This window comes from Halotia branconii CENA392 (genome assembly GCF_029953635.1).
Classification (GTDB): Bacteria; Cyanobacteriota; Cyanobacteriia; order Cyanobacteriales; family Nostocaceae; genus Halotia; species Halotia branconii.
Map to the genome: position 1 here is coordinate 5,070,280 of NZ_CP124543.1, position 18,892 is coordinate 5,089,171.

19 protein-coding genes and 1 pseudogene are annotated in these 18,892 nt (G+C 40.3%); 5 read left to right on the forward strand and 15 right to left on the reverse strand.

Annotation, left to right across the window (positions count from 1 at the left end):
- Positions 1–35: 35 nt before the first annotated feature.
- Positions 36–431 carry a hypothetical protein gene (locus QI031_RS22205; protein ID WP_281481788.1) on the reverse strand — a complete coding sequence of 132 codons (396 nt, stop codon included), beginning with the start codon at positions 429–431 and terminating at the stop codon, positions 36–38.
- An 888-nt stretch (positions 432–1,319) separates the two neighbouring features.
- On the opposite strand from QI031_RS22205, the gene QI031_RS22210 reads away from it, so the two are divergent.
- Positions 1,320–1,613 carry a DUF433 domain-containing protein gene (locus tag QI031_RS22210; protein ID WP_281481789.1) on the forward strand — a complete coding sequence of 98 codons (294 nt, stop codon included), beginning with the start codon at positions 1,320–1,322 and terminating at the stop codon, positions 1,611–1,613.
- Between the two features lie 49 nt (positions 1,614–1,662).
- Here QI031_RS22210 and QI031_RS22215 read toward each other — a convergent pair.
- A pseudogene (locus QI031_RS22215) lies at positions 1,663–1,998 on the reverse strand (DUF4351 domain-containing protein); the annotation flags it as partial.
- A 24-nt stretch (positions 1,999–2,022) separates the two neighbouring features.
- Positions 2,023–2,406 carry an endonuclease domain-containing protein gene (locus QI031_RS22220; RefSeq protein ID WP_281481790.1) on the reverse strand — a complete coding sequence of 128 codons (384 nt, stop codon included), beginning with the start codon at positions 2,404–2,406 and terminating at the stop codon, positions 2,023–2,025.
- 495 nt (positions 2,407–2,901) lie between these two features.
- On the opposite strand from QI031_RS22220, the gene QI031_RS22225 reads away from it, so the two are divergent.
- Positions 2,902–3,261 (forward strand): hypothetical protein, encoded by a 360-nt coding sequence (locus QI031_RS22225; protein ID WP_281481791.1) that lies wholly within the window; start codon positions 2,902–2,904, stop codon positions 3,259–3,261.
- Positions 3,262–3,320: 59 nt separating this feature from the next.
- On the opposite strand, the gene QI031_RS22230 is transcribed toward QI031_RS22225, so the two are convergent.
- Both QI031_RS22230 and QI031_RS22235 read right to left on the reverse strand, forming a co-directional pair.
- Positions 3,321–4,442 carry a GUN4 domain-containing protein gene (locus QI031_RS22230; protein ID WP_281481792.1) on the reverse strand — a complete coding sequence of 374 codons (1,122 nt, stop codon included), beginning with the start codon at positions 4,440–4,442 and terminating at the stop codon, positions 3,321–3,323.
- A 3-nt stretch (positions 4,443–4,445) separates the two neighbouring features.
- On the reverse strand, positions 4,446–4,937 hold the full coding sequence (locus QI031_RS22235) for a hypothetical protein (RefSeq protein WP_281481793.1): 492 nt from the start codon (positions 4,935–4,937) through the stop codon (positions 4,446–4,448).
- A 214-nt stretch (positions 4,938–5,151) separates the two neighbouring features.
- Here QI031_RS22235 and QI031_RS22240 point away from each other — a divergent pair, with 214 nt between their 5' ends.
- Positions 5,152–6,546, forward strand: a complete 1,395-nt coding sequence (locus tag QI031_RS22240; protein ID WP_281481794.1) for a TldD/PmbA family protein — start codon at positions 5,152–5,154, stop codon at positions 6,544–6,546.
- On the opposite strand, the gene QI031_RS22245 is transcribed toward QI031_RS22240, so the two are convergent.
- The 5 genes from QI031_RS22245 to QI031_RS22265 all read right to left on the reverse strand — a co-directional run bounded on the left by QI031_RS22245 (position 6,547) and on the right by QI031_RS22265 (position 11,169).
- Complete coding sequence (locus QI031_RS22245) at positions 6,547–6,870, reverse strand: hypothetical protein (RefSeq protein ID WP_281481795.1); 324 nt, start codon at positions 6,868–6,870, stop codon at positions 6,547–6,549.
- Positions 6,871–7,400: 530 nt separating this feature from the next.
- On the reverse strand, positions 7,401–7,994 hold the full coding sequence (coaE, locus tag QI031_RS22250; RefSeq protein WP_281481796.1) for a dephospho-CoA kinase: 594 nt from the start codon (positions 7,992–7,994) through the stop codon (positions 7,401–7,403).
- Positions 7,995–8,046: 52 nt separating this feature from the next.
- Positions 8,047–9,642 carry a uroporphyrinogen-III C-methyltransferase gene (gene cobA, locus QI031_RS22255; RefSeq protein ID WP_281481797.1) on the reverse strand — a complete coding sequence of 532 codons (1,596 nt, stop codon included), beginning with the start codon at positions 9,640–9,642 and terminating at the stop codon, positions 8,047–8,049.
- A gap of 104 nt (positions 9,643–9,746) precedes the next feature.
- Positions 9,747–10,214, reverse strand: coding sequence for a tetratricopeptide repeat protein (locus QI031_RS22260; RefSeq protein ID WP_281481798.1), 468 nt, complete (start codon positions 10,212–10,214; stop codon positions 9,747–9,749).
- Positions 10,215–10,218: 4 nt separating this feature from the next.
- A complete protein-coding gene (locus tag QI031_RS22265) occupies positions 10,219–11,169 on the reverse strand; it encodes a homogentisate phytyltransferase (RefSeq protein ID WP_281481799.1) in 951 nt (316 codons plus the stop codon).
- 144 nt (positions 11,170–11,313) lie between these two features.
- Between QI031_RS22265 and QI031_RS22270 the strand changes: the two genes are divergently transcribed.
- On the forward strand, positions 11,314–12,030 hold the full coding sequence (locus tag QI031_RS22270) for a Uma2 family endonuclease (protein ID WP_281481800.1): 717 nt from the start codon (positions 11,314–11,316) through the stop codon (positions 12,028–12,030).
- Between the two features lie 61 nt (positions 12,031–12,091).
- Here QI031_RS22270 and QI031_RS22275 read toward each other — a convergent pair whose 3' ends face one another.
- From QI031_RS22275 to purE, 4 genes are all read right to left on the reverse strand, one after another.
- Positions 12,092–12,511 (reverse strand): endonuclease domain-containing protein, encoded by a 420-nt coding sequence (locus QI031_RS22275; protein WP_281481801.1) that lies wholly within the window; start codon positions 12,509–12,511, stop codon positions 12,092–12,094.
- A gap of 693 nt (positions 12,512–13,204) precedes the next feature.
- Positions 13,205–16,294: a tetratricopeptide repeat protein gene (locus QI031_RS22280; RefSeq protein ID WP_281481802.1), complete on the reverse strand. Its 3,090-nt coding sequence runs from the start codon at positions 16,292–16,294 to the stop codon at positions 13,205–13,207.
- Positions 16,295–16,299: 5 nt separating this feature from the next.
- Positions 16,300–16,623: a hypothetical protein gene (locus QI031_RS22285; RefSeq protein ID WP_281481803.1), complete on the reverse strand. Its 324-nt coding sequence runs from the start codon at positions 16,621–16,623 to the stop codon at positions 16,300–16,302.
- Between the two features lie 80 nt (positions 16,624–16,703).
- A complete protein-coding gene (gene purE, locus QI031_RS22290) occupies positions 16,704–17,216 on the reverse strand; it encodes a 5-(carboxyamino)imidazole ribonucleotide mutase (RefSeq protein WP_281481804.1) in 513 nt (170 codons plus the stop codon).
- 56 nt (positions 17,217–17,272) lie between these two features.
- Here purE and nagA point away from each other — a divergent pair, with 56 nt between their 5' ends.
- Positions 17,273–18,484 carry an N-acetylglucosamine-6-phosphate deacetylase gene (nagA, locus tag QI031_RS22295; RefSeq protein ID WP_281481805.1) on the forward strand — a complete coding sequence of 404 codons (1,212 nt, stop codon included), beginning with the start codon at positions 17,273–17,275 and terminating at the stop codon, positions 18,482–18,484.
- Positions 18,485–18,564: 80 nt separating this feature from the next.
- On the opposite strand, the gene QI031_RS22300 is transcribed toward nagA, so the two are convergent.
- Positions 18,565–18,843: a hypothetical protein gene (locus QI031_RS22300; RefSeq protein WP_281481806.1), complete on the reverse strand. Its 279-nt coding sequence runs from the start codon at positions 18,841–18,843 to the stop codon at positions 18,565–18,567.
- Positions 18,844–18,892: the final 49 nt, after the last annotated feature.

An 18,892-nucleotide genomic window follows, 5' to 3' on the forward strand; every position in this document is an offset into this window, starting at 1 on the left:
TTTCACAAACTTGCTTAAATTATCGCGCAACGTTACTAGGCGGTTATTGGACTTTCATTTGATACTTTCTCTGTATTAGATTTTAAGCGTGTCAATCTACTTTTACGGACGCGTTCGCTGTCTCGAACACCACCTGCAAGTTCATATTCATTGCTGTTTTTGCCATATTTGAAACGAACGCCCATTACCATTTTATCAGAAACCTGACTTAACGTTTTTTCCATCGCATCCAGTTTGATTTTAGAAGAGTCAACCATTGCTATAGCAGCATTATAATCATCAAGCATTTTTTGAACTTGCTCGATTAATTGTGTCAGGTTTTGCAAGTTACAATTATCATCAAAACTGATATTAGGGTCAATAGCTTTTAGTCCCGCAACTCTAAACTCTGCTTTTTCTATAATTCGGGAACCACGTTTTTTTCGAGGCATATATTTACATCTTTAAAAGCTTTACAATGTTATTTTGTCTCAATTAACTTGGATTTTAGTTCAGCAAAAAGCGCAGTTTTTTTAGTAGTTTTTTTATTTATACCCGTGATTTCTCTGAGTTTAATCACTGAGCGCATCTTTACTTCATAGTTAACAGCGATCGCAGAGTTTGAAAAAACTATAATCGCATCTTTAACTTATAGAATACAGTACAATATTTCGTATCATTCACCGCAATTGTTTAGGTCAGCTTGATGAGTCCGTCACTTGAAAAAATTTTAAGCGAGATTGAGCAATTGACTCCAGAAGAGCAATTGACAGTGATGGGGCATTTAGTATAGCGTGTAAAAAAACACGTCACTCAAGCGCAAGCAAAACGCAAGTGGAGCGATTTGAAAGGTATGGCTTCCTATCCGCTTTTTGGTGAAGATGCTCAAAATTGGGTTTCGCGGAGTCGGCGGGAAGGTGATGAGCTTCGAGAATTGAGAGTTTTTGGTAGTAAGTGAGCTGGAAGTAATGTAGTCAACGCTGATCGCTTTAATCTTAAGCCTCTATCTTGAAACCTCAAGGCTTCATGTTCTAGCTTTAACACTTCATCTTATAACCTTAAGCCTGAATGTTCTGGCTTTAAGGGTTCACGTTATAGCCTTAAGACTTAATATTGTAACCTTAAGAGTCAACGATATAGCATTGATGACCAAAGTTTGTTGGTGAGTGAAGTCATAGCTACATAGTGTATTGTTGATTTACAGCGATCGCATTATTGAATAATAGCGGTCGCTCTTCAGCGCTTACAATTAAAATGCATAGGTTTAACTCGCCGTAGGCATCGTATTCAATTTAGTCTGTGATACGTAAACACCAGATACTGCAAAAAATTTTATTAATATGACAACTACAACAAACTCTCGCTATGTTACCCGACAGCCTGATATTTTATCGGGTGAACCGATTATTAAGGGAACTAGAACACCTGTGAGAGCAATTGTGGAAAATTGGCGTTTAGGTATTAGACCAGAAGAAATCCCGTTACATTTACCTAATTTAACTTTAGCGCAAGTCTTTGATGCTTTGAGTTTTTACTTAGATAATCAAGCAGAAATTAATGAATATATTGAGCGCAATCATGTCCCTGATGAATTAGTACATCCAGCGATTAAAGCTAGATTAAATCAAAAATGACGATTTTTTCTCAAGTTTATCTTGATAAAGATACAGGTATATCTCAATATTATTGGTTTAACCAAGCTTCTAAATCAGCAACACTAGAAAAATTTAATAATGCTTCTCCTAAATTCTCTAATTGTTCAATTGATAAGCCTTTAGTTTGCTCGATTAATGACGCATCGATTTCACCAATACGACGATTGAGTTGGCGTAGAACTAGACGTTGCTCTCCTGACTGTACAGCTTGTTCTCTGTCTCTTTGATAAAGTGGTTCTAGTCGCATAATTAACTCTTGATCATCTGCTGATAATTCTTGATTTACTCTCAAATTTTCGCGCAAGTTGTAAACTAATTCAAGAGTTGCTTTTTGGTATGGATGATTTAATGGTAACGCTTGCAAAAAGTTTTTCCGTAAACATAAGATTTAGGGTTTAGAGATGATTAAACTCTGTATATGCATACATACACTATCAAACTGATTTAAAAGTTGACTATTTGTAAACCTAATAATCTTTAAACCATATCCTTCTAGAATTTTTGTTCTCTCTATATCGTAGTCTTGACCTTCATCTGTAAAATGGCTATCTCCATCAACTTCAATCACCACTTGTAAAGTCGGACAGTAAAAATCAACTATAAAATGATGAATTGGCCGTTGCCTTAAAACCCGAAACTGAAAATTCTTCAGATACTCAGACCACAGCTTTTTTTCTGCTGGAGTCATGTTTTTACGAAGTTCTTTTGCTCTTTCTACAAGCTTTGGATTATAAGGTAAATGGAAATCGCTACTGTTAAGGTTGTTTGTCATATTTTATAAGGTTTATGCTTTTAAACTCATCGATAATTTGTGAAATAAAATTAAAGTCTCTTTATTAAAAGTTACGGTTAGATATAAGTTTTATCAAGTTGTCTAACAGTGTTTAGATCCCCCCTAACCCTCCTTAAAAAAGGGGGGAACAAGAATTAAAATCCCACATTTTGTACCAGCGCAAAGATGTGTGTACACCATAGCTTAAAAAGGGAACGATAACATATCAAAGTCCCCCTTTTTAAGGGGGATTTAGGGGGATCTAAACTGATTTGATACATCATTAAAGACTTTTCAAACACCCTCTTAAACACTCTGCGATATATCCACGCTAACCCAAAAGCAGCAAGAATACAGCAGGGTTATTTCTACGACTTTAGCAATTATGGCACTCATGACCGTTTGAGTAATGATGGTATCATATGATGTCCGGCAAATCACCCTTAATATGTCATTGCGAGTGGAACGAAGTGAAACGACGCAATCGCAAGGTTTTTGGGATTGCTTCCCTTCGGTCGCAATGACGGTTATTTGAACGGACATGATATCACTCAATGGCATCCCGCGTTTTTGCTGTTGGGGAGAACTTTAGAAGAATGTGCAGCTAAATATCGCCAGTTTTGTAAGAAATATCGACCGCAAGCAAAGCCAGAGAAAAGAAACCTCTGGGGAAGTCGGTTTTTGCCCTCAATGAAGAAGGATGCTAAATCAAAAAAGTCACCGGGACAGATGAGTTTACCTTGGGATAAACAAAGAGTAACTGAAGATACGGAGGTGCATGAAGTAGCAGAAAAATTTATTCTGGCAAACTGTTATAACCCCGCAGTGCCAGGTATCGAAATTCTGAAATGTTGATTCTACCGTGCATAAGAGGCTTGTAATAAATCTTTATAAATGTCTGAAAACCTTAGATTTTAAACTTTACAAGTCTCGATGCGAGAGAAGAGATTCAGAAGACCTTTCCTATTCGCAAACGGGAAGTGTCCTCTATTCTCAGACGGAAATTGATTTGGCTCGTCTTTAACCTCAGAATATCCTACTTTCACTGTCCAACCTACGCTCTCGCCAAACTTCTCCCAGGCTTCTTGATAATAGTTGCCATCAGCTTTACCGCCAACGCTCAAGTAAATTTTTTTTTGGACGCTGAAGCCAAAATATCCATAGCTGTAATTTACCCACAGTTGGTCAATTGTCCGTAAGTCAGTACAAGGAAAATTTAAGAGTTCGTCTGAGGTCAAGTAGTCGCTATTTTTTTTACCTACAACCTGAAGCATCACCCGATAGGTTTCTATATCGGCTTCTCTCCAGTTATTTGCTGCTAGTAGGACGCGTAGTCTGGTGTAGTCTATGCCTTTGTCTGAATCAAGTGTGTTGGGTTTGCCCTGCTGCTCCGTTGGAGGGATGCTGTTAGTAGGATTTGTTTGTGGTGTTGCAGTCTGAGATGGTTCAGTCTTTGTAGGGTCATTATTTGTTACAACAGGCTGATCTTGTTGTTGGCTCCAAATCCCTCCACCCACGACTGACGTTACTAAGCCTAAAATTCCCCAACCCACCCATTTCAAAAATTGTCTTCTGTCTGAAGGTTTTTGAGGCGATTGAGATAAACTGATGGGTTGTGTTTTTGGCTTTTGTCCAGTAATACCCCAAATCAACTGTTCCATTGGATCGGGATTTTGTAGCCGAAAATCTACCCAATGAAAGCCTTTTAAAAATCTCGGAACTGTATTTATAAGTTTATCAGGGCATCCAGGAAGAATAACTAAGCCTATGCGAAGCTGATGATTTTTCGCAAACTCAACAAGAAACTCTTTCATTTCGATATCTGCCCACGGCCCTACACCCGAAGAACCGATAAATACAGCTACAGCTTTGACTTGAGGAATTATTTCTTCAAGTTGGTCTTGCCAACGTCGAAATGGCTCAAAGTCGTACTTATCTAACCAAGCATCTATTCCTTCTTTTAACAGATGCTCTCTAATTTTTTCTACCTCTGCTTTTTCTTTGCTGTTGTGGCAGAGGAAAACATCCTTGACCATCTATTACTCCTCCACACCCGCAATAGTCGCCAACGCATGAGCATACTCTTTTAAACCCACCCGCAAAGCCTCTAACTCTCGCCGCGCCGTCGCCTCCTCAGACCACCCCTGCTCGTGTTCCTTGGGACTCACCCCCACAGGTCGCCTAGCTTCCCACGCTTGCAATAACGGATGCCACTTTGACAAAAACGGTCTTAACCCATTATTCAACACCGCGATCGCAATTCCCCCGACAGAATCACGAGAAGCCCCCACATCCGGCCCAGCTGCTTTGAGAACTTCGCGGGTAGTGCCAAATAAACTATAAAGAGAGTTCATCGCTTCTCGTACTAAACCTTGGTCAAGTGCCAATGGTTGCACAGCAATTCGCGTCACCAATTCTACATACAACGACCAAGCCGCCTTCTTTTGTGTGGTGTCTACTTTCCAAGACATCGAACCAATGCCAAAAGGCAGACTTACAGATACAGTCTCTAACGAAACGCGATCGCGCATAACTATAATAATTAAGCAAATTTGTGTAGTTATTATTGTAGTTGACTTTAAACTCTCACTCTCCGCGCCTCTGCGTGGGGTAAATTCATCTCTAGTAAGATTGCCTCACGCAAAGGCGCAAAGGCGCTAAGAAGAGATTAAGAGTGTTAGTTAGTAGCCGACGTTGCCCGAATAATTGCACAATGAAAGCAGTTCGTCGTGGTGCTACCAACAAATGCCGACTACAATTGCTGACGCACAAAATTTACTTTCTGACCTAATTAGCCGCTACTCATCCCATGTAGATTATTTGATGATTCGTTTGGAAGAAGCAGAAGGGACTGATATCTTGTTGCGCGGTGACAAGGTAGAAACCCTCAGCGAAGGCATCTCCATTGGTGGACATATTCGCGCTTGTCATAAAGGCGGTTGGGGTTTGAGCAGTTTTAACCAGCTTTCTACTATTAAAGAACGAATTGAAGAAGCGATCGCAGCTGCACAGATGGTTGGTGATGAAGAAACTTTACTTGCTCCTATTGATCCCATACAAGCAATTTGTCAACTACCTTTAACGGGTACAAACCCCCGTCAGATTAGCCTAGCCCAGAAAAAAGAATTGTGCGATCGCTATACTGATTTATTGAAAAGCGTTGACCATCGCATCACTACTACTTCAGTACGTTACGGTGACAGTAACCAAAAAGTTATCCTCGCCACCTCAGAAGGTACTTTGATTGAGCAATCTTGGGTGGATATGGAAATGCGCTTTGCTGCTACCGCCAGAAACGGCGAAACTGTGCAAACTGGCAGAGAAACCACAGGTTCTCGTAAAGCTTATGAAGATTTAACCGATTTGGATGAACAAGTCAAAGGTGCTGCCCAAAGGGCTGTTGCAGCTTTATCTCTACCATCGGTGAAGGGCAATACTTACACTGTGGTTATTGACCCAATTTTAACTGGTTTGTTTGTTCACGAAGCCTTTGGACATCTTTCTGAAGCTGATATGGCTTACGAAAACCCAGATTTACTAGAAGTTATGACCATCGGCCGGCGATTTGGCCCCAAAGAACTACAAATTTTTGATGGTGCTGCCCCAGAGGGACATCGCGGCAGCTATTTTTATGATGATGAAGGGACACCCGCAACTACTACGCAACTAATTAAAGATGGGGTTTTGGTGGGACGTTTACATTCCCGTGAAACTGCTGGCAAATTGGAAGAAGCACCTACAGGTAATGCCCGCTGTCTTAATTATCACTTCAGCCCAATTGTGCGGATGACAAATACTTGGATAGAACGAGGTAAAACACCAGTTGCAGATTTATTTACTGGTATTAAAGAAGGAGTGTATGCTCGTAACTGGCTTGGTGGTATGACCAATGGCGAAATGTTTACTTTCAGCGCTGGGGAAGCGTGGATGATTAGAAACGGTAAAATCGCTGAATCGGTTAAGGATGTCACACTTTCGGGTAATGTTTTTCAAACCCTCGCTGATATTGAAGCAATTGGCAATGACTTTTACTGGGATGAGTCTGGCGGTTGCGGTAAAGGTGGACAAAATGGTTTATCTGTTGGTTGTGGTGGCCCCAGTTTGCGAATTAGAGATGTTGTAGTTGGTGGAGAAATTTAACTAAATTGATTCGCGCTTTAGTAAGGCCATCCACATATCTGAGGGGTCAGAGTAATAATCGATTTGCTCAACTCGATATCGATAAGTTTCAAAACCGCGTTGCAAAATAATGTAGTCACGCGGTTTTATACCTTTACCCATTCCAGTCATTTGTGCTTCTGTTCCGTCATTAAGTGATTCAAATACGTAATCTTTTCCCCAAACTAAGTGACTGTAATCGTGGATTTTACGCTTTTTGCTTAATCTCTTTACTGGAGAGAACAGCAATGGTAAAGAGTTGATGAAATTAGAACTTAAGTTAATTCCTATTTTAATAAAAGACATAAGTGAATTTTCCAATATCAAGTCATGAATTTTAATTTATAAAATAATCAAACCTGTAGATAGTAAGAGAAACAGTTAACTACAGATAAATATGTATTTAATAAAATAAAAACCAAATGATTGCTAAATCATGAAGACAGTACACCACCTGATTATTAATAAATTAGCAAATTAAACTAGTTATCTTGGGACATGCTGACAAAGTAATTTTAAGATAATTAACTAAAATGCAAATTAGTTGCTTTCATACATAATGAAAGTTAAGTAACGATATTTTACTCATCACTTATACTTAATTAAGACAATATTCAGCGTTTGGTAGAATCTTTGACGCTGTAAAAGATGAAATTATTGCACATTTTATAATAAAAACGGTCTACTTATCTCCAGTAGAAGTACTAGTTTATAAAAAAAATTATTTAAATAATCATACCTTCATAGTTTTAATTTAGCATCTTTGCTACATCCATACGTGCTTTATATATGTATATATAATGTCATAAATGTGAATTTTTAAAGAGGAACTAGCTTTAATTTATACTTTTAACTTTTAAAGCAATATCTACCTGCTTTAACAGTATTTCTAGAGTAGAGGAGTTGTCTAACACAACATCAGCACGAGATGCTTTTTCTGCAAGAGATAATTGACTATTGATGCGGGCTTGTGCCTGTTCTTGGCTAAGATGATTTCGCTGTATCAATCTTTGCAGTTGTTGTAACTTTGAGCAATACACAACCCAAATTTCTGTAACTAAATCAGTCATCTTGACTTCAAACAGCAAAGGGATTACTAACACTATTATTTGTGTAGGAGATTGGGCGATCGCCTCTTGAAAACGATCGCCTACATAAGGATGAATCAACTCCTCTATCTTGTTGCGTTCATCTTGACTTTCAAAAATAATTTCACCTAACTTTTGACGGTTGAGGCTACCATCTGCAAGTAAAATTTGTTTGCCGTAACGTTGGGCGATCGCATCAAGAATAGGCGAACCTATAGTTACTGCATCTCTAGCATAAATATCAGCATCCAATATTGGCAGATTGTAAGCACTAGCCAAATAATTGGCGACAGTAGTTTTACCTGTAGCAATACCTCCAGTTAAGCCGATAATGCGTTTCATGTGTATAGCAGGGAAGAGGGAACAGGGAACAGCCGTATATCTCAATTACGAATTACGAATTAGGTTGCCGAGCGAAGTCGAGGTACGAATTACGAATTAATGCTTGGGTTAATCCATCTAAAGTATATTCTTCTGCTTCTACATCTACGCGTCCGAATAAAGCACGACAAGTTTTTGAGGTTTGTGGGCCGATAGAAGCAATACAAACGCTTTCTAACTCATTAGCCACAGCTTTTTGAGGAAATATCCTTTGTGCGAGTTGATAGAAAAATTGTACAGTTTTAGAACTGGCAAAAGTAATGATATCTACTGTATGATTTTGCAGAGCTAACTTTGCTGAATCTGGAATACTACTAGGACAGCAAGATTGATATGCCGCAACTTCTATTACTTCTGCACCTTTAGCAGTTAATTCTTTAACTAAAATTTCTCTACCACCGCTTTCGACTCTAGGAAATAAAACTTTTTTCCCAGATAATTCTTCAGGAAAACTTGCCAATAAAGAATCGGCAACAAACTCAGGTGGAATAAAATCAGGTTGGATGTAGCGTTGTTTGAGACTTTGGGCTGTTTTCTCCCCAACAACGGCTATTTTTACACCAGCTAAAGCACGGATATCTTTACCTTGGGCATTTAGCCTGGCAAAAAAGTAGTCTACGCCATTGACAGAAGTGAGAATTAACCAGTGAAAATCTAATAAGTTAGCGATCGCCTGATCTAAATCTGCCCAACTTGAAGGTGCGGTAATTTCTAAAGTAGGCATTTCAATGACTTTAGCACCTAAGGCAGTCAGGCGATCGCTAAATTGATTCGACTGTCCAAGCGAACGTGTCACTAGGATTGTTTTATTAGCAAGGGGAAACTGAGAAGATGGAGAGTGGTTGCTTGACATAATTTCAAGACTGGGAATTTTAACTATTTTCTTAGGTTGTAAGTAATTACGAAGCCCCACAACCTCGCCAATCACGATGACTACTGGCGAAAGAGATAAGCCAGCGGTTTGTTCTAAAATATCACCCAGTTGGGCTGTCCAAATTTGTTGATGAGGAGTGCCTGCCCAGCGGATGATCGCAATGGGCGTTAAGCGCGATCGCCCATGTCGAACTAATTGATGTACAATCTCTGGCAAATGTCGTCCGCCCATCAATATTACTAGTGTCTCTAACCGAGATAAAGCTTCCCAGTCTAAAGCTTCCGGTTCATGGGCTGTCAACACGGCAAAACAACGACTCAAGACGGTATCTGTCAAGGGAATCCCCGCCAGCAAAGGGGCTGCAAGGGCTGAGGAGATGCCTGGGACTACTTCAAATTCACAATCCGATTTTTGCAAAGCTTCAATTTCGGCAGTACAACGCCCAAAAATAAACGGATCACCCGATTTCAGTCTGACAACTTGTTGATTTTCCTGGCAGTATTTGACCAGTAACTGATTAATTTCAGCTTGTGGTGTACTCGGTTTACCACCACGTTTGCCTACATCTATCTTGAGACAATCAAGGGGTACACAATCTAACAATTGGTCATCTACTAGAGCATCATAGACTAATACCTGAGCTTGACCCAAGAGATGATAAGCTTTAACCGTCAGATATGCTACATCTCCAGGGCCAGCGCCGACGAGGTAAACTTTGCCCTTTGCTTCAGTCATATAGTAATCCGATTTGATTCCTAAATCACTTGTAGGTGTAGGGAACAGGGAACAGGGAACAGGCTATAGAGAAGAAGAAATACAAGTGTTCCTAGTATTTCAGCTTAAGTTGACTTGGCGCTTATTTGATCTAATAGTTGAGCAACTTTGTTTGCCCTTTCAGGTTGGCGTTGTTTTTGCAATAAATCTTTAGCTGTTTGCAGATTAGTTTTGGCTGCTGATTGCTGATTTTCCTGCATTAAAATATTCGCTAAACGCAAATATGCATCAGGATTTTTGGGACTGCGTCGAATCACTTCCTCAAATAATTCTTTGGCTTCTTTCACTTCACCTTTTTTGATTAAAACATCTCCTAGTAATAAGCGAACTACATCATTGGTGGAGTTAATAGAAATGACTTTACGAAAAGCTGCTTCTGCACCTTGAAAGTCTTGTTGCTGATAAAGATTAATTCCTTTTTGAAAAAAGTTGGAGGTGATTAAGGTTTTCCAGGCGAAATAACCAAGAAAGGCAATACTTACAATAACTGCAAATATTGCCAGAATATCAATTACTTGCAAATTTTCTAACATTTTTTTAAGCCAACAAACAAGCAATAGGGAACATTAAATATTCTAGGAAAAAGAGTTTCCAAATAAATTGATAGAACTGGGCGATCGCACTTTTATCTTGTAAGTCTACAACTAAACTCCGCATCCACATCCAACACAGCACTATTAAATGAGTAATTACCAGAAATATTGAATTAACTGAGGCTAAACGAATAGCGCCAACCAAAATCATGCCTAGGTAGCAAACAGTTAGCACCCAAAGCGCCAGATTAAACACCGCTTGCGGGCCGAGTTGGATAGTGAAAGTAGTGATATTGTATAAGCGATCGCCTTCCATATCAGGGATATCTTTAAAGATAGCGATCGCAAAGGTAAACACCAAAACAAATACTGTTAAAACCCACACCACAGGCGGAATTGATGAGTTTTGTTGCAATACCCAATTAAAATGCAAAAATAAACCTAAATTGACAATTGTACCGCGCACCGAAAAAATACAAAGGGCTGCCCAAAACGGGAACTGCTTTAAGCGAATTGGCGGCAAAGAATAAGCCGTACCAATTGCCAAACTAATAGCCACCATGCCGAATAAGAAAGGGCCTGTAAACCATGCTATAACTAAAGCCAAAAGCCCAGTCAAAATGACAATTAATTGTCCTTGCGTCCGAGAAAATTCTCCTGATGCTAGAGGTAAATGAGGCTTATTAATCTTGTCAATATCAACATCTTCTAATTGATTTAAGCCCACAATATAAACATTACCGCACAGACAGGCAATCCAAGCGCCGAAAACCCTACTGAGGGGAATGCTAGAAAATCCTGCCGAAGAAACAGCAATAGCAATTAAATATAAACCCCAGACACTTAAAGTAGTGCCAATAATCGTATGTGGGCGAGAGAACTTCCAGAAAGCGTATAACCAATTTGATGGTACAGGCTTGTGTGACAAAGGGCTATTTTGAGAACTCTGACTCATGAGTACTTAGATTCAGTATTCCGGCTTACTGTTAATCATTGTCACAGAATTTGGTCACTGACTGTATTTTCGCCATGTCCAAATTTCTTTGATACTCTTATAAAATTAAAGATGTACTCATAACTGAGCAACGGGAAATCAATCATGCTAAATTACAATCCATTGGCTTGTTTGCCGTCATCTGAGGAACTACCAGACTCTGACGATACGCCAGTGGATAATGAATTACAAGATTTGATTCCCGGTTTACTCAAAGCGCTTTTGGCAATGGCTTGGCCAGAACGCATGGATTGGTTTTTTGGCGTAGATATGGGTATTTATTATGACCCAGATTTACCAGCGATAGTCCCAGATGGGTTTTTGAGTTTGGGCGTAGAGCGATTCTATGATGAAAACCTCCGTCCCAGTTATGTGCTTTGGGAAGAGAAGAAATTACCGATATTAGTGTTGGAGGTAGTGTCTCAGACATATCGCGGTGAATACTCAACCAAAAAAGCCGATTATGCAAGATTGGGAATTTTGTATTATGTAGTTTACAACCCATTTCGTCGCCGTAAGCCACGTTTAGAAGTTTATAAATTAGTTAATAATGTTTATGAATTACATGATGGAAATCCTGTTTGGCTACCAGAGATTGGTTTAGGAATTGGCATCGAACGAGGAACTTATCTCGGCATACCACGAGAATGGATGTATTGGTATAACCAACAAGGACAACGGTTTTTAACACCAGAAGAAGATAAAAAACTTGCTCAACAACAAGCTCAGCAGTCAGAACAAAAAGCTCAGCAAGCACAGCAAGAAATGCAATTATTACGAGAACGATTGCGATCGCTCGGCGTAGATCCTGATTTAATCTAAGAGGATGTTTGAAAAGTCCCTAATGATGTATCAAATAGTTTTAGATCCCCCTAAATCCCCCTTAAAAAGGGGGACTTTTAGGAATTTTCCGCTTAAAAGGGGGTTTAGGAGGGATTAAACCCTGTATCTGCTCACACACACTATCAAATTGATTTAAAACTTGACTATTTGTAAACCTAATAATCTTTAAACCATAGCCTTCTAGAATACGTGTTCTCTCTATGTCATAATCTTGACCTTCATCTGTAAAATGGCTATCCCCATCAATTTCAATAACTACTTGTAAAGTAGGACAGTAGAAATCAACTATAAAATGATTAATTGGTCTTTGTCTTAAAACCCGAAATTGAAAATCACTCAGATATTCACACCACAGCTTTTTTTCTGCTGGGGTCATATTTTTGCGAAGTTCTTTTGCTCTTTCTACAAGCTTTGGATTGTAAGGTAAATGGAAATTGCTACTGTTGAGGTTATTCATCATAGTTTTTAGCGTTTATCCTTTTACACTCCTTGAAAATATGGGAAAAAGTTCTTAAAGTCCCCCTTTTTAAGCTACGGCGTACACACATCTTTGTGCTATGTGCAAAATGTGGTTGATCCCCCTAAATCCCCCTTAAGAAGGGGGACTTTAATTCTAATTCCCCCTTTTTTAAGGGGGGCTAGGGGGGATCAAAACGATACGGAATAAGGTTATCAGACTAGTGTGTACACCGTAGCCTTTTTTAAGGGGAGCCACTGCGTTGCGGGGGTTCCCCCCGTTGTAGCAAGTGGCATGGATTTAGGGGGATCTATAAGTGCCTAAAATTACAGCCGACCACTTTTAAAACATCCTCTAAAAACATTCTGCTACATTAACAAAGTTCACAACGAAGCTCAAAGGTTCATTAAAGAAGCTCTGAGGTTCATTAATGGAGTTCAAAGACTCATTCACGAAGCTCAAAGGTTCATTAATGGAGTTCAAAGCCTCATTAATGGAGTTTAAAGACTCATTAATGAAGTTTAAAGCCTCATTAACAAAGCTCCGAGGTTCATTAATGGAGTTCAAAGCCTCATTAATGGAGTTTAAAGACTCATTAATGAAGTTCAAAGCCTCATTACAGCAATTTTCATTTATTTAAAAAACACTCTCGCGTTTTTCTCTGCGCCTCTGCGCCTCTGCGTGAGACAAAAATCTTCAAGAATTACCCCTCACCCTTTCAAGACTCGCCCTCACACTTTCAGCATCCGGTGACTTCAATCGCTGCAAAATCTCTAAAGCTGGTTGCAAATAGGATATCGCTTTAGTGTATTCACCCTGATGTTCTGCCAAACCTCCTAAGCACCACAGAGTCATTGCTTTGCCTTGGACATTACCAATGCGTTGAGTGATATCCAAAGACTGATTAAAAAGTGCGATCGCTTGTTCTACATCTCCTTGCTGGGCGTAGATTCCTGCTAATTGGTGCAACGTCGCGGCTTCAGTTTGGACATCGCCAATGCGTTTAGTGATATCCAAAGACTGATTGTAAAGTGCGATCGCTTGTTCTACTTCTCCTTGCTGGGCGTAGATGACGGCTAAACCGTGCAACGTCGTGGCTTCACCTTGGATATTACCAATGCGTTTAGTGATATCCAAAGACTGATTGTAAAATGCGATCGCTTGTTCTACTTCTCCTTGCTGGGCGTAGATGACGGCTAAACCGTGCAACGTCGTGGCTTCACCTTGGATATTACCAATGCGTTTTTCGATATCCAAAGACTGATTGTAAAGTGCGATCGCTTGTTCTACTCTTCCCTGTTTCGCATGAACAATTGCCAAGTTGTGAATAATCGAAGCTTTTTCATTTTCCTCCTCTGAAGGACATAAATCTAAAGCCTTTTGATAATGCTGAAGACAGTCTTCAATATCGCCAAGTTCATCTTCAGCACTAGCAAGATTGTGAAAGATATGATAATCCTCAACAATATCTAAAGTAGAACGACAAATATTAACAACTTCTCGATATCTGTTTTTTTTATTCCAAGCAGGTGCTAATGCTTGATTAATTTCCCCCGCAATTCTTTCATCCTTCCCCAACAAAGCCAAGCGATGAATTTCTAACCTTTGCCCTTCCGTCGAAGTTTCCGCCTCCTCACACCACAGACGATGTAAAATTTGTGCCGCTTGCGGATACAATTGCTCACCTACAAACTCTAATAACGGTGCTAAAATCTGGGGAACACGATACAGCATCTCTGCCCCATTCACCGTCACTTCCTCTAATAAACCCAAACTCGCCGCCCGTTGTAGATAACCTTCCCAACCAGAAATATCACCACAAATCGGAGAAATTGCCCCTTGGGGAATTGGTAACTCATACACCAATAACTTACCCAACATTTTCCGCAAACCGGGACTTTGCAACTCCAGCAATTCTTTGGCCAAGATATTTTCTCGAAATCTTTCTTCTTCCGTCTGCATCTTTTGCAAAATCGCTTCTACTCCTTGAACTTGCAGAGTAGTGTCTTGCAAAATTAGATCTAACCATTCCAACAATCGGGGATTTCCATCTGCTGCTTTCTTGGCGCGTTCTTGTAACTGGGCATCAATTGTCAACACACCATTAAAAGCATTCAACCTGCGATATTTTTTGGTTAAATCTGCCTTTTTTAACGCTGCCAAATTTTCTCGATGCAAGCGATGATTTAGTTCTGGTAGTGAAAAATCATAGCGACAGGTAATAATCATCTTGTGGGGAAGTCGGGAATTTTGAATAGCCTTCAACAAAGCCAGCAGCACATCTACAACTTGCGGCTTTAAAACCCAAACCCCATCATTCCGTAATTCTAAGTTCGCTTCAAAGTCATCCAAAACTAAGATAAAACGCTGTTCTTTGCTATTTAAACCTGACTGGAAAAACTTAGTAAGTTGCTGCATCAGGGATAAATTCCCATTGAGAATTTCTTGCCCCTGTTCTGATGTACATTGTTCAGCTAGCAGTTTTCGCAGTTTATCTTGATCTAATTCTTGATAAATCACCAACCTGTCATAGCCAGCCATCCTTTCTAATAGCCGCGCTGTGAGGGTACTTTTACCCACGCCCCCCAAGCCATGAATTAGCAAACCTAAATGATTACGAATAAATTTTAGACAACGCTGCAAATACCGCCGTCTCCCTACAAACTCGGCTGCTGTCGCTACCCTCACTTGTTGCGTCTGGGGATCTAAAAACTGTTCATAGGCCGTTTCTACTAGTGGCGGTGGCACATCTCCCAGAGGTTCTACAAATGCACCAGGATATTCACCTTGCACATACAACCGCAACAAGTGCCAATCTCTAACTTGAAGTTGAGATAAATACTGATAGGTGCTAGCCAATGCTTCGGCTAATTGATATCCCCCCGCCAACTTACCATAGAGATGTGCGGCGGCTACTGTAGCTATTCCATCTTCCACAGAGCGACCCCAGCCTAACACAGCCCTAGCCCCCTGAGCAATCAACGCCTCAGCCATTGAAGGGACTGCACCGTTATCAGCGGCTTCCCCGGTACGACAACCAGACAAAAATACCAACTTGGGAAAGCGAAATTGCAAGACTTCCGCCAACTCTGCGGCGGTAGTTTCCTGACGTTCCCCCGTTTCCGTCTCGGTAATAAAATAAGGCGTGTAAGGGGGTTCACGGGTAATTGAAGCGTGTCCCGTCAAGTGGAACACATCAAAACTATCAATATAGCGACTCCACACTTTCCCCAATTCAGTCACACAGCCGCTTTCTTCTACTCGCAAATTTAAACCCAAATCTCGCGTATCTGCCAGAATTTGCGCCTCTTCTTGTTCAAAGTCTAATTTGGGTTCTACATCTTCAGGATCTGTTGCCATAAACAATACCCGCAACTGTCGCGGTTCTACGGTGAAAGATTCGGTGTCTCTCTCCACCCACCGCACAGGCAAAACTACCGGATTCACGCGATTTACTAAAAAATTATCACCATCATGCAGCACTTCCCAAGGTAAATGAGCTAATTCTGTAGTATCAATGGCAACTACCAGCCCAGCACCGCGACAATTATTCATAGCGCGACTTAGCCATCTACCATCGCCATCTAACCAAAAAAATAATTGCTGCCCTATTCCTGATAAATTAGGCAGCAGATTATAGTACTCCCGCTTGCTTCGTTTCAATAAATCAGCAATGTCTGCCAATTGCAGAGAACGGGATTCATAGTGTTTTTGCTGTGGTAGCCAGTAACGTAAATCGACTGTTTTTTGTCTAAATTCTCGAAGTTGGATGCGGATAGTTTGCACAGTTATTAACCGAGAGATTTGAGGATTTCGGTAATTTCCTCTATGGTAGCTTCTTCCATAAAAATCCGGCTGTGAGTCTGAGGATTGACGATAATCACGTCAAATACTTTATGAGGATGGGCTTGCTTTGCTTCTTGATACCATTTGCGGATTTGCTCTGCTAAGGCCGCAGTACCGCCGACAATTCCTACAATAGTTGCTATGGCTGCGAGTGTTCCCTCTCGCTGTGTCGGGACTTCGTAACTCCCAGATATCCCTTCAATTTCTAGTAAAGCTGCGGCGGCTTTTGGTGCATCTTCGCTTTCTATAGCAATTTGAATTTCTGACATTGTTACTCGAATATTGGATGATTGAAGATATGAAGCCTCACGCAAAGGCGCAAAGGCGCAAAGGTACAAAGAATAAGTGTTCAAGTTTGTAAATATTGCTGGTAGCCTAGTTGTTCTAATTTTGCTTGTTTGGCGATGACTGATTCAGATAAGGTTTGGCGATATTGTTGCACTTTTTTGAGTAGTTCTGGTTGGTGAGTGGCGAGAATTTGCACTGCTAAAAGTCCGGCGTTTTTGGCATTACCGATGGCTACTGTTGCCACTGGGATACCTGCTGGCATTTGGACAATTGAGTATAAAGAATCAATCCCTTGCAAGTTACGAGTGGCTATAGGTACACCAATGACAGGCAATGGGGTTAAAGATGCTACCATTCCGGGAAGATGAGCCGCACCACCTGCACCAGCGATAATTACCTTAAGACCGCGTTGGTGGGCTTGTTGGGCGTATTGCACCATCCGTTCTGGTGTACGATGGGCTGAAACGATCGCCACTTCGTTGTTTATCCCAAACTCTTCACAAACTGCGATCGCATCTTTCATGGTAGGCAAATCGGAATCGCTGCCCATAATAATACCGATAAGAGGAGTCATAGAATTTTGGATTAATCTAAAATCGGGTGATACTGATTTATCTTCTCGCTAATGTGATGACACAAGCAACACAACAAGTTATTTCGACAAATATAAATATTATCAATGCTAGAGTTCCTGGTTACAAAGATTTGCAGATGCTTTTAGTTAACCAAAAAGGCATAATTGAGCAAATCTTGCCAATGCATACAGGATTGCAGCGGGTTTCAGCATCAGATTTACAAGTATTAAATGTTGCTGGCGATTGGATTTCTTTAGGTGGTGTTGATTTACAAATTAACGGTGCATTAGGTTTGGCATTTCCGGATTTAACAATCACAAATTCTTATAGTTTAGAGAAAATCTCGCAATTTTTATGGGATGCTGGGATAGATGGATTTTTACCAACACTAGTGACAACATCGGTAGAAAATATCCAGCGATCGCTAGCTGTAATTGCTGATGTTATCCCTGATCAAAAAGCGGGTGCAAAAATTTTAGGAGTGCATCTAGAAGGCCCATTTTTAAATTACCAAAAGCGTGGCGCACATCCAGCAGAGTATCTTTTACCTTTAACAATTGATGAAATCAAAAAAGTTTTGGGTGATTATGCTCACATTGTCAAAGTTATTACCTTAGCACCAGAGTTAGATCTTACTGGTGAAGTTATTCCATATTTGCGTTCTTTAGGTATCACCGTCAGTTTAGGACATTCTCAAGCAACAGCTGCCCAAGCCAAACAAGCCTTTGAACTCGGTGCAACGATGGTAACTCATGCCTTTAATGCCATGCCTCCCTTACATCACCGCGAACCAGGATTATTAGGGGCAGCAATTACCCATCCCGGTGTAATGTGTGGTTTTATTGCTGATGGTGAGCATGTTTCACCAATGATGCTGCAAATTTTGCTCAAGGCTACCAAAGGGCTGTTTTTGGTGAGTGATGCCCTCTCTCCCTTAGGGCTGTCCGATGGCGTGTATCCTTGGGACAGTCGGCAAATAGAAGTGAAAAACGGTACGGCACGACTCCCAGATGGCACTCTATCAGGGACGACTTGGCCTTTATTAGTGGGAGTACAAAATTTGGTAAAGTGGGGTATTTGTGACGTAGAAAATGCGATCGCTTTAGCTACCAATGCACCCAGACAAGCCATTAATTTACCAGGAATTGCCCCAAATCAACCCGCTAATTTATTGCGCTGGCATTGGGATGAAAATACACTACAACTATCTTGGCAGCGATTACTGAGCGAAATTCTGCATAATAATGAAATAAAATACACCACCTAGTTCCTAACCCCTAGTTCCTAGCCCCTTTTCCTTACAGGAGTGTATTGCACACAACCTAGAAGCACTATAAAGCAACGGCATTAGTTTTTGTCGTCAATTAGTAATCCATTGATGTAAAGTTTTTTGGAATTATCTATGCTATTAACGTCTTTATTACTGTAGTTTTCAGAGCCTACACCTTTAATTTTTGTTTCTACTTTATTCACACCTTTCTTAATAGAGATTATCCTGACATTTGGATAACTTTCACTAAGCTGACAATAACCCCCTAGCAAAGTTTCCTGTTGTGTTGGAGTCAGCTCATGCAGAGATAAATCTATATTAGTCAGATGATGGTTAGCATCTAATTTCTGAATCATTGTTTTCTTGCCTACTTGTAGGCATTTAAAGTAAACTTCAAATACTAAA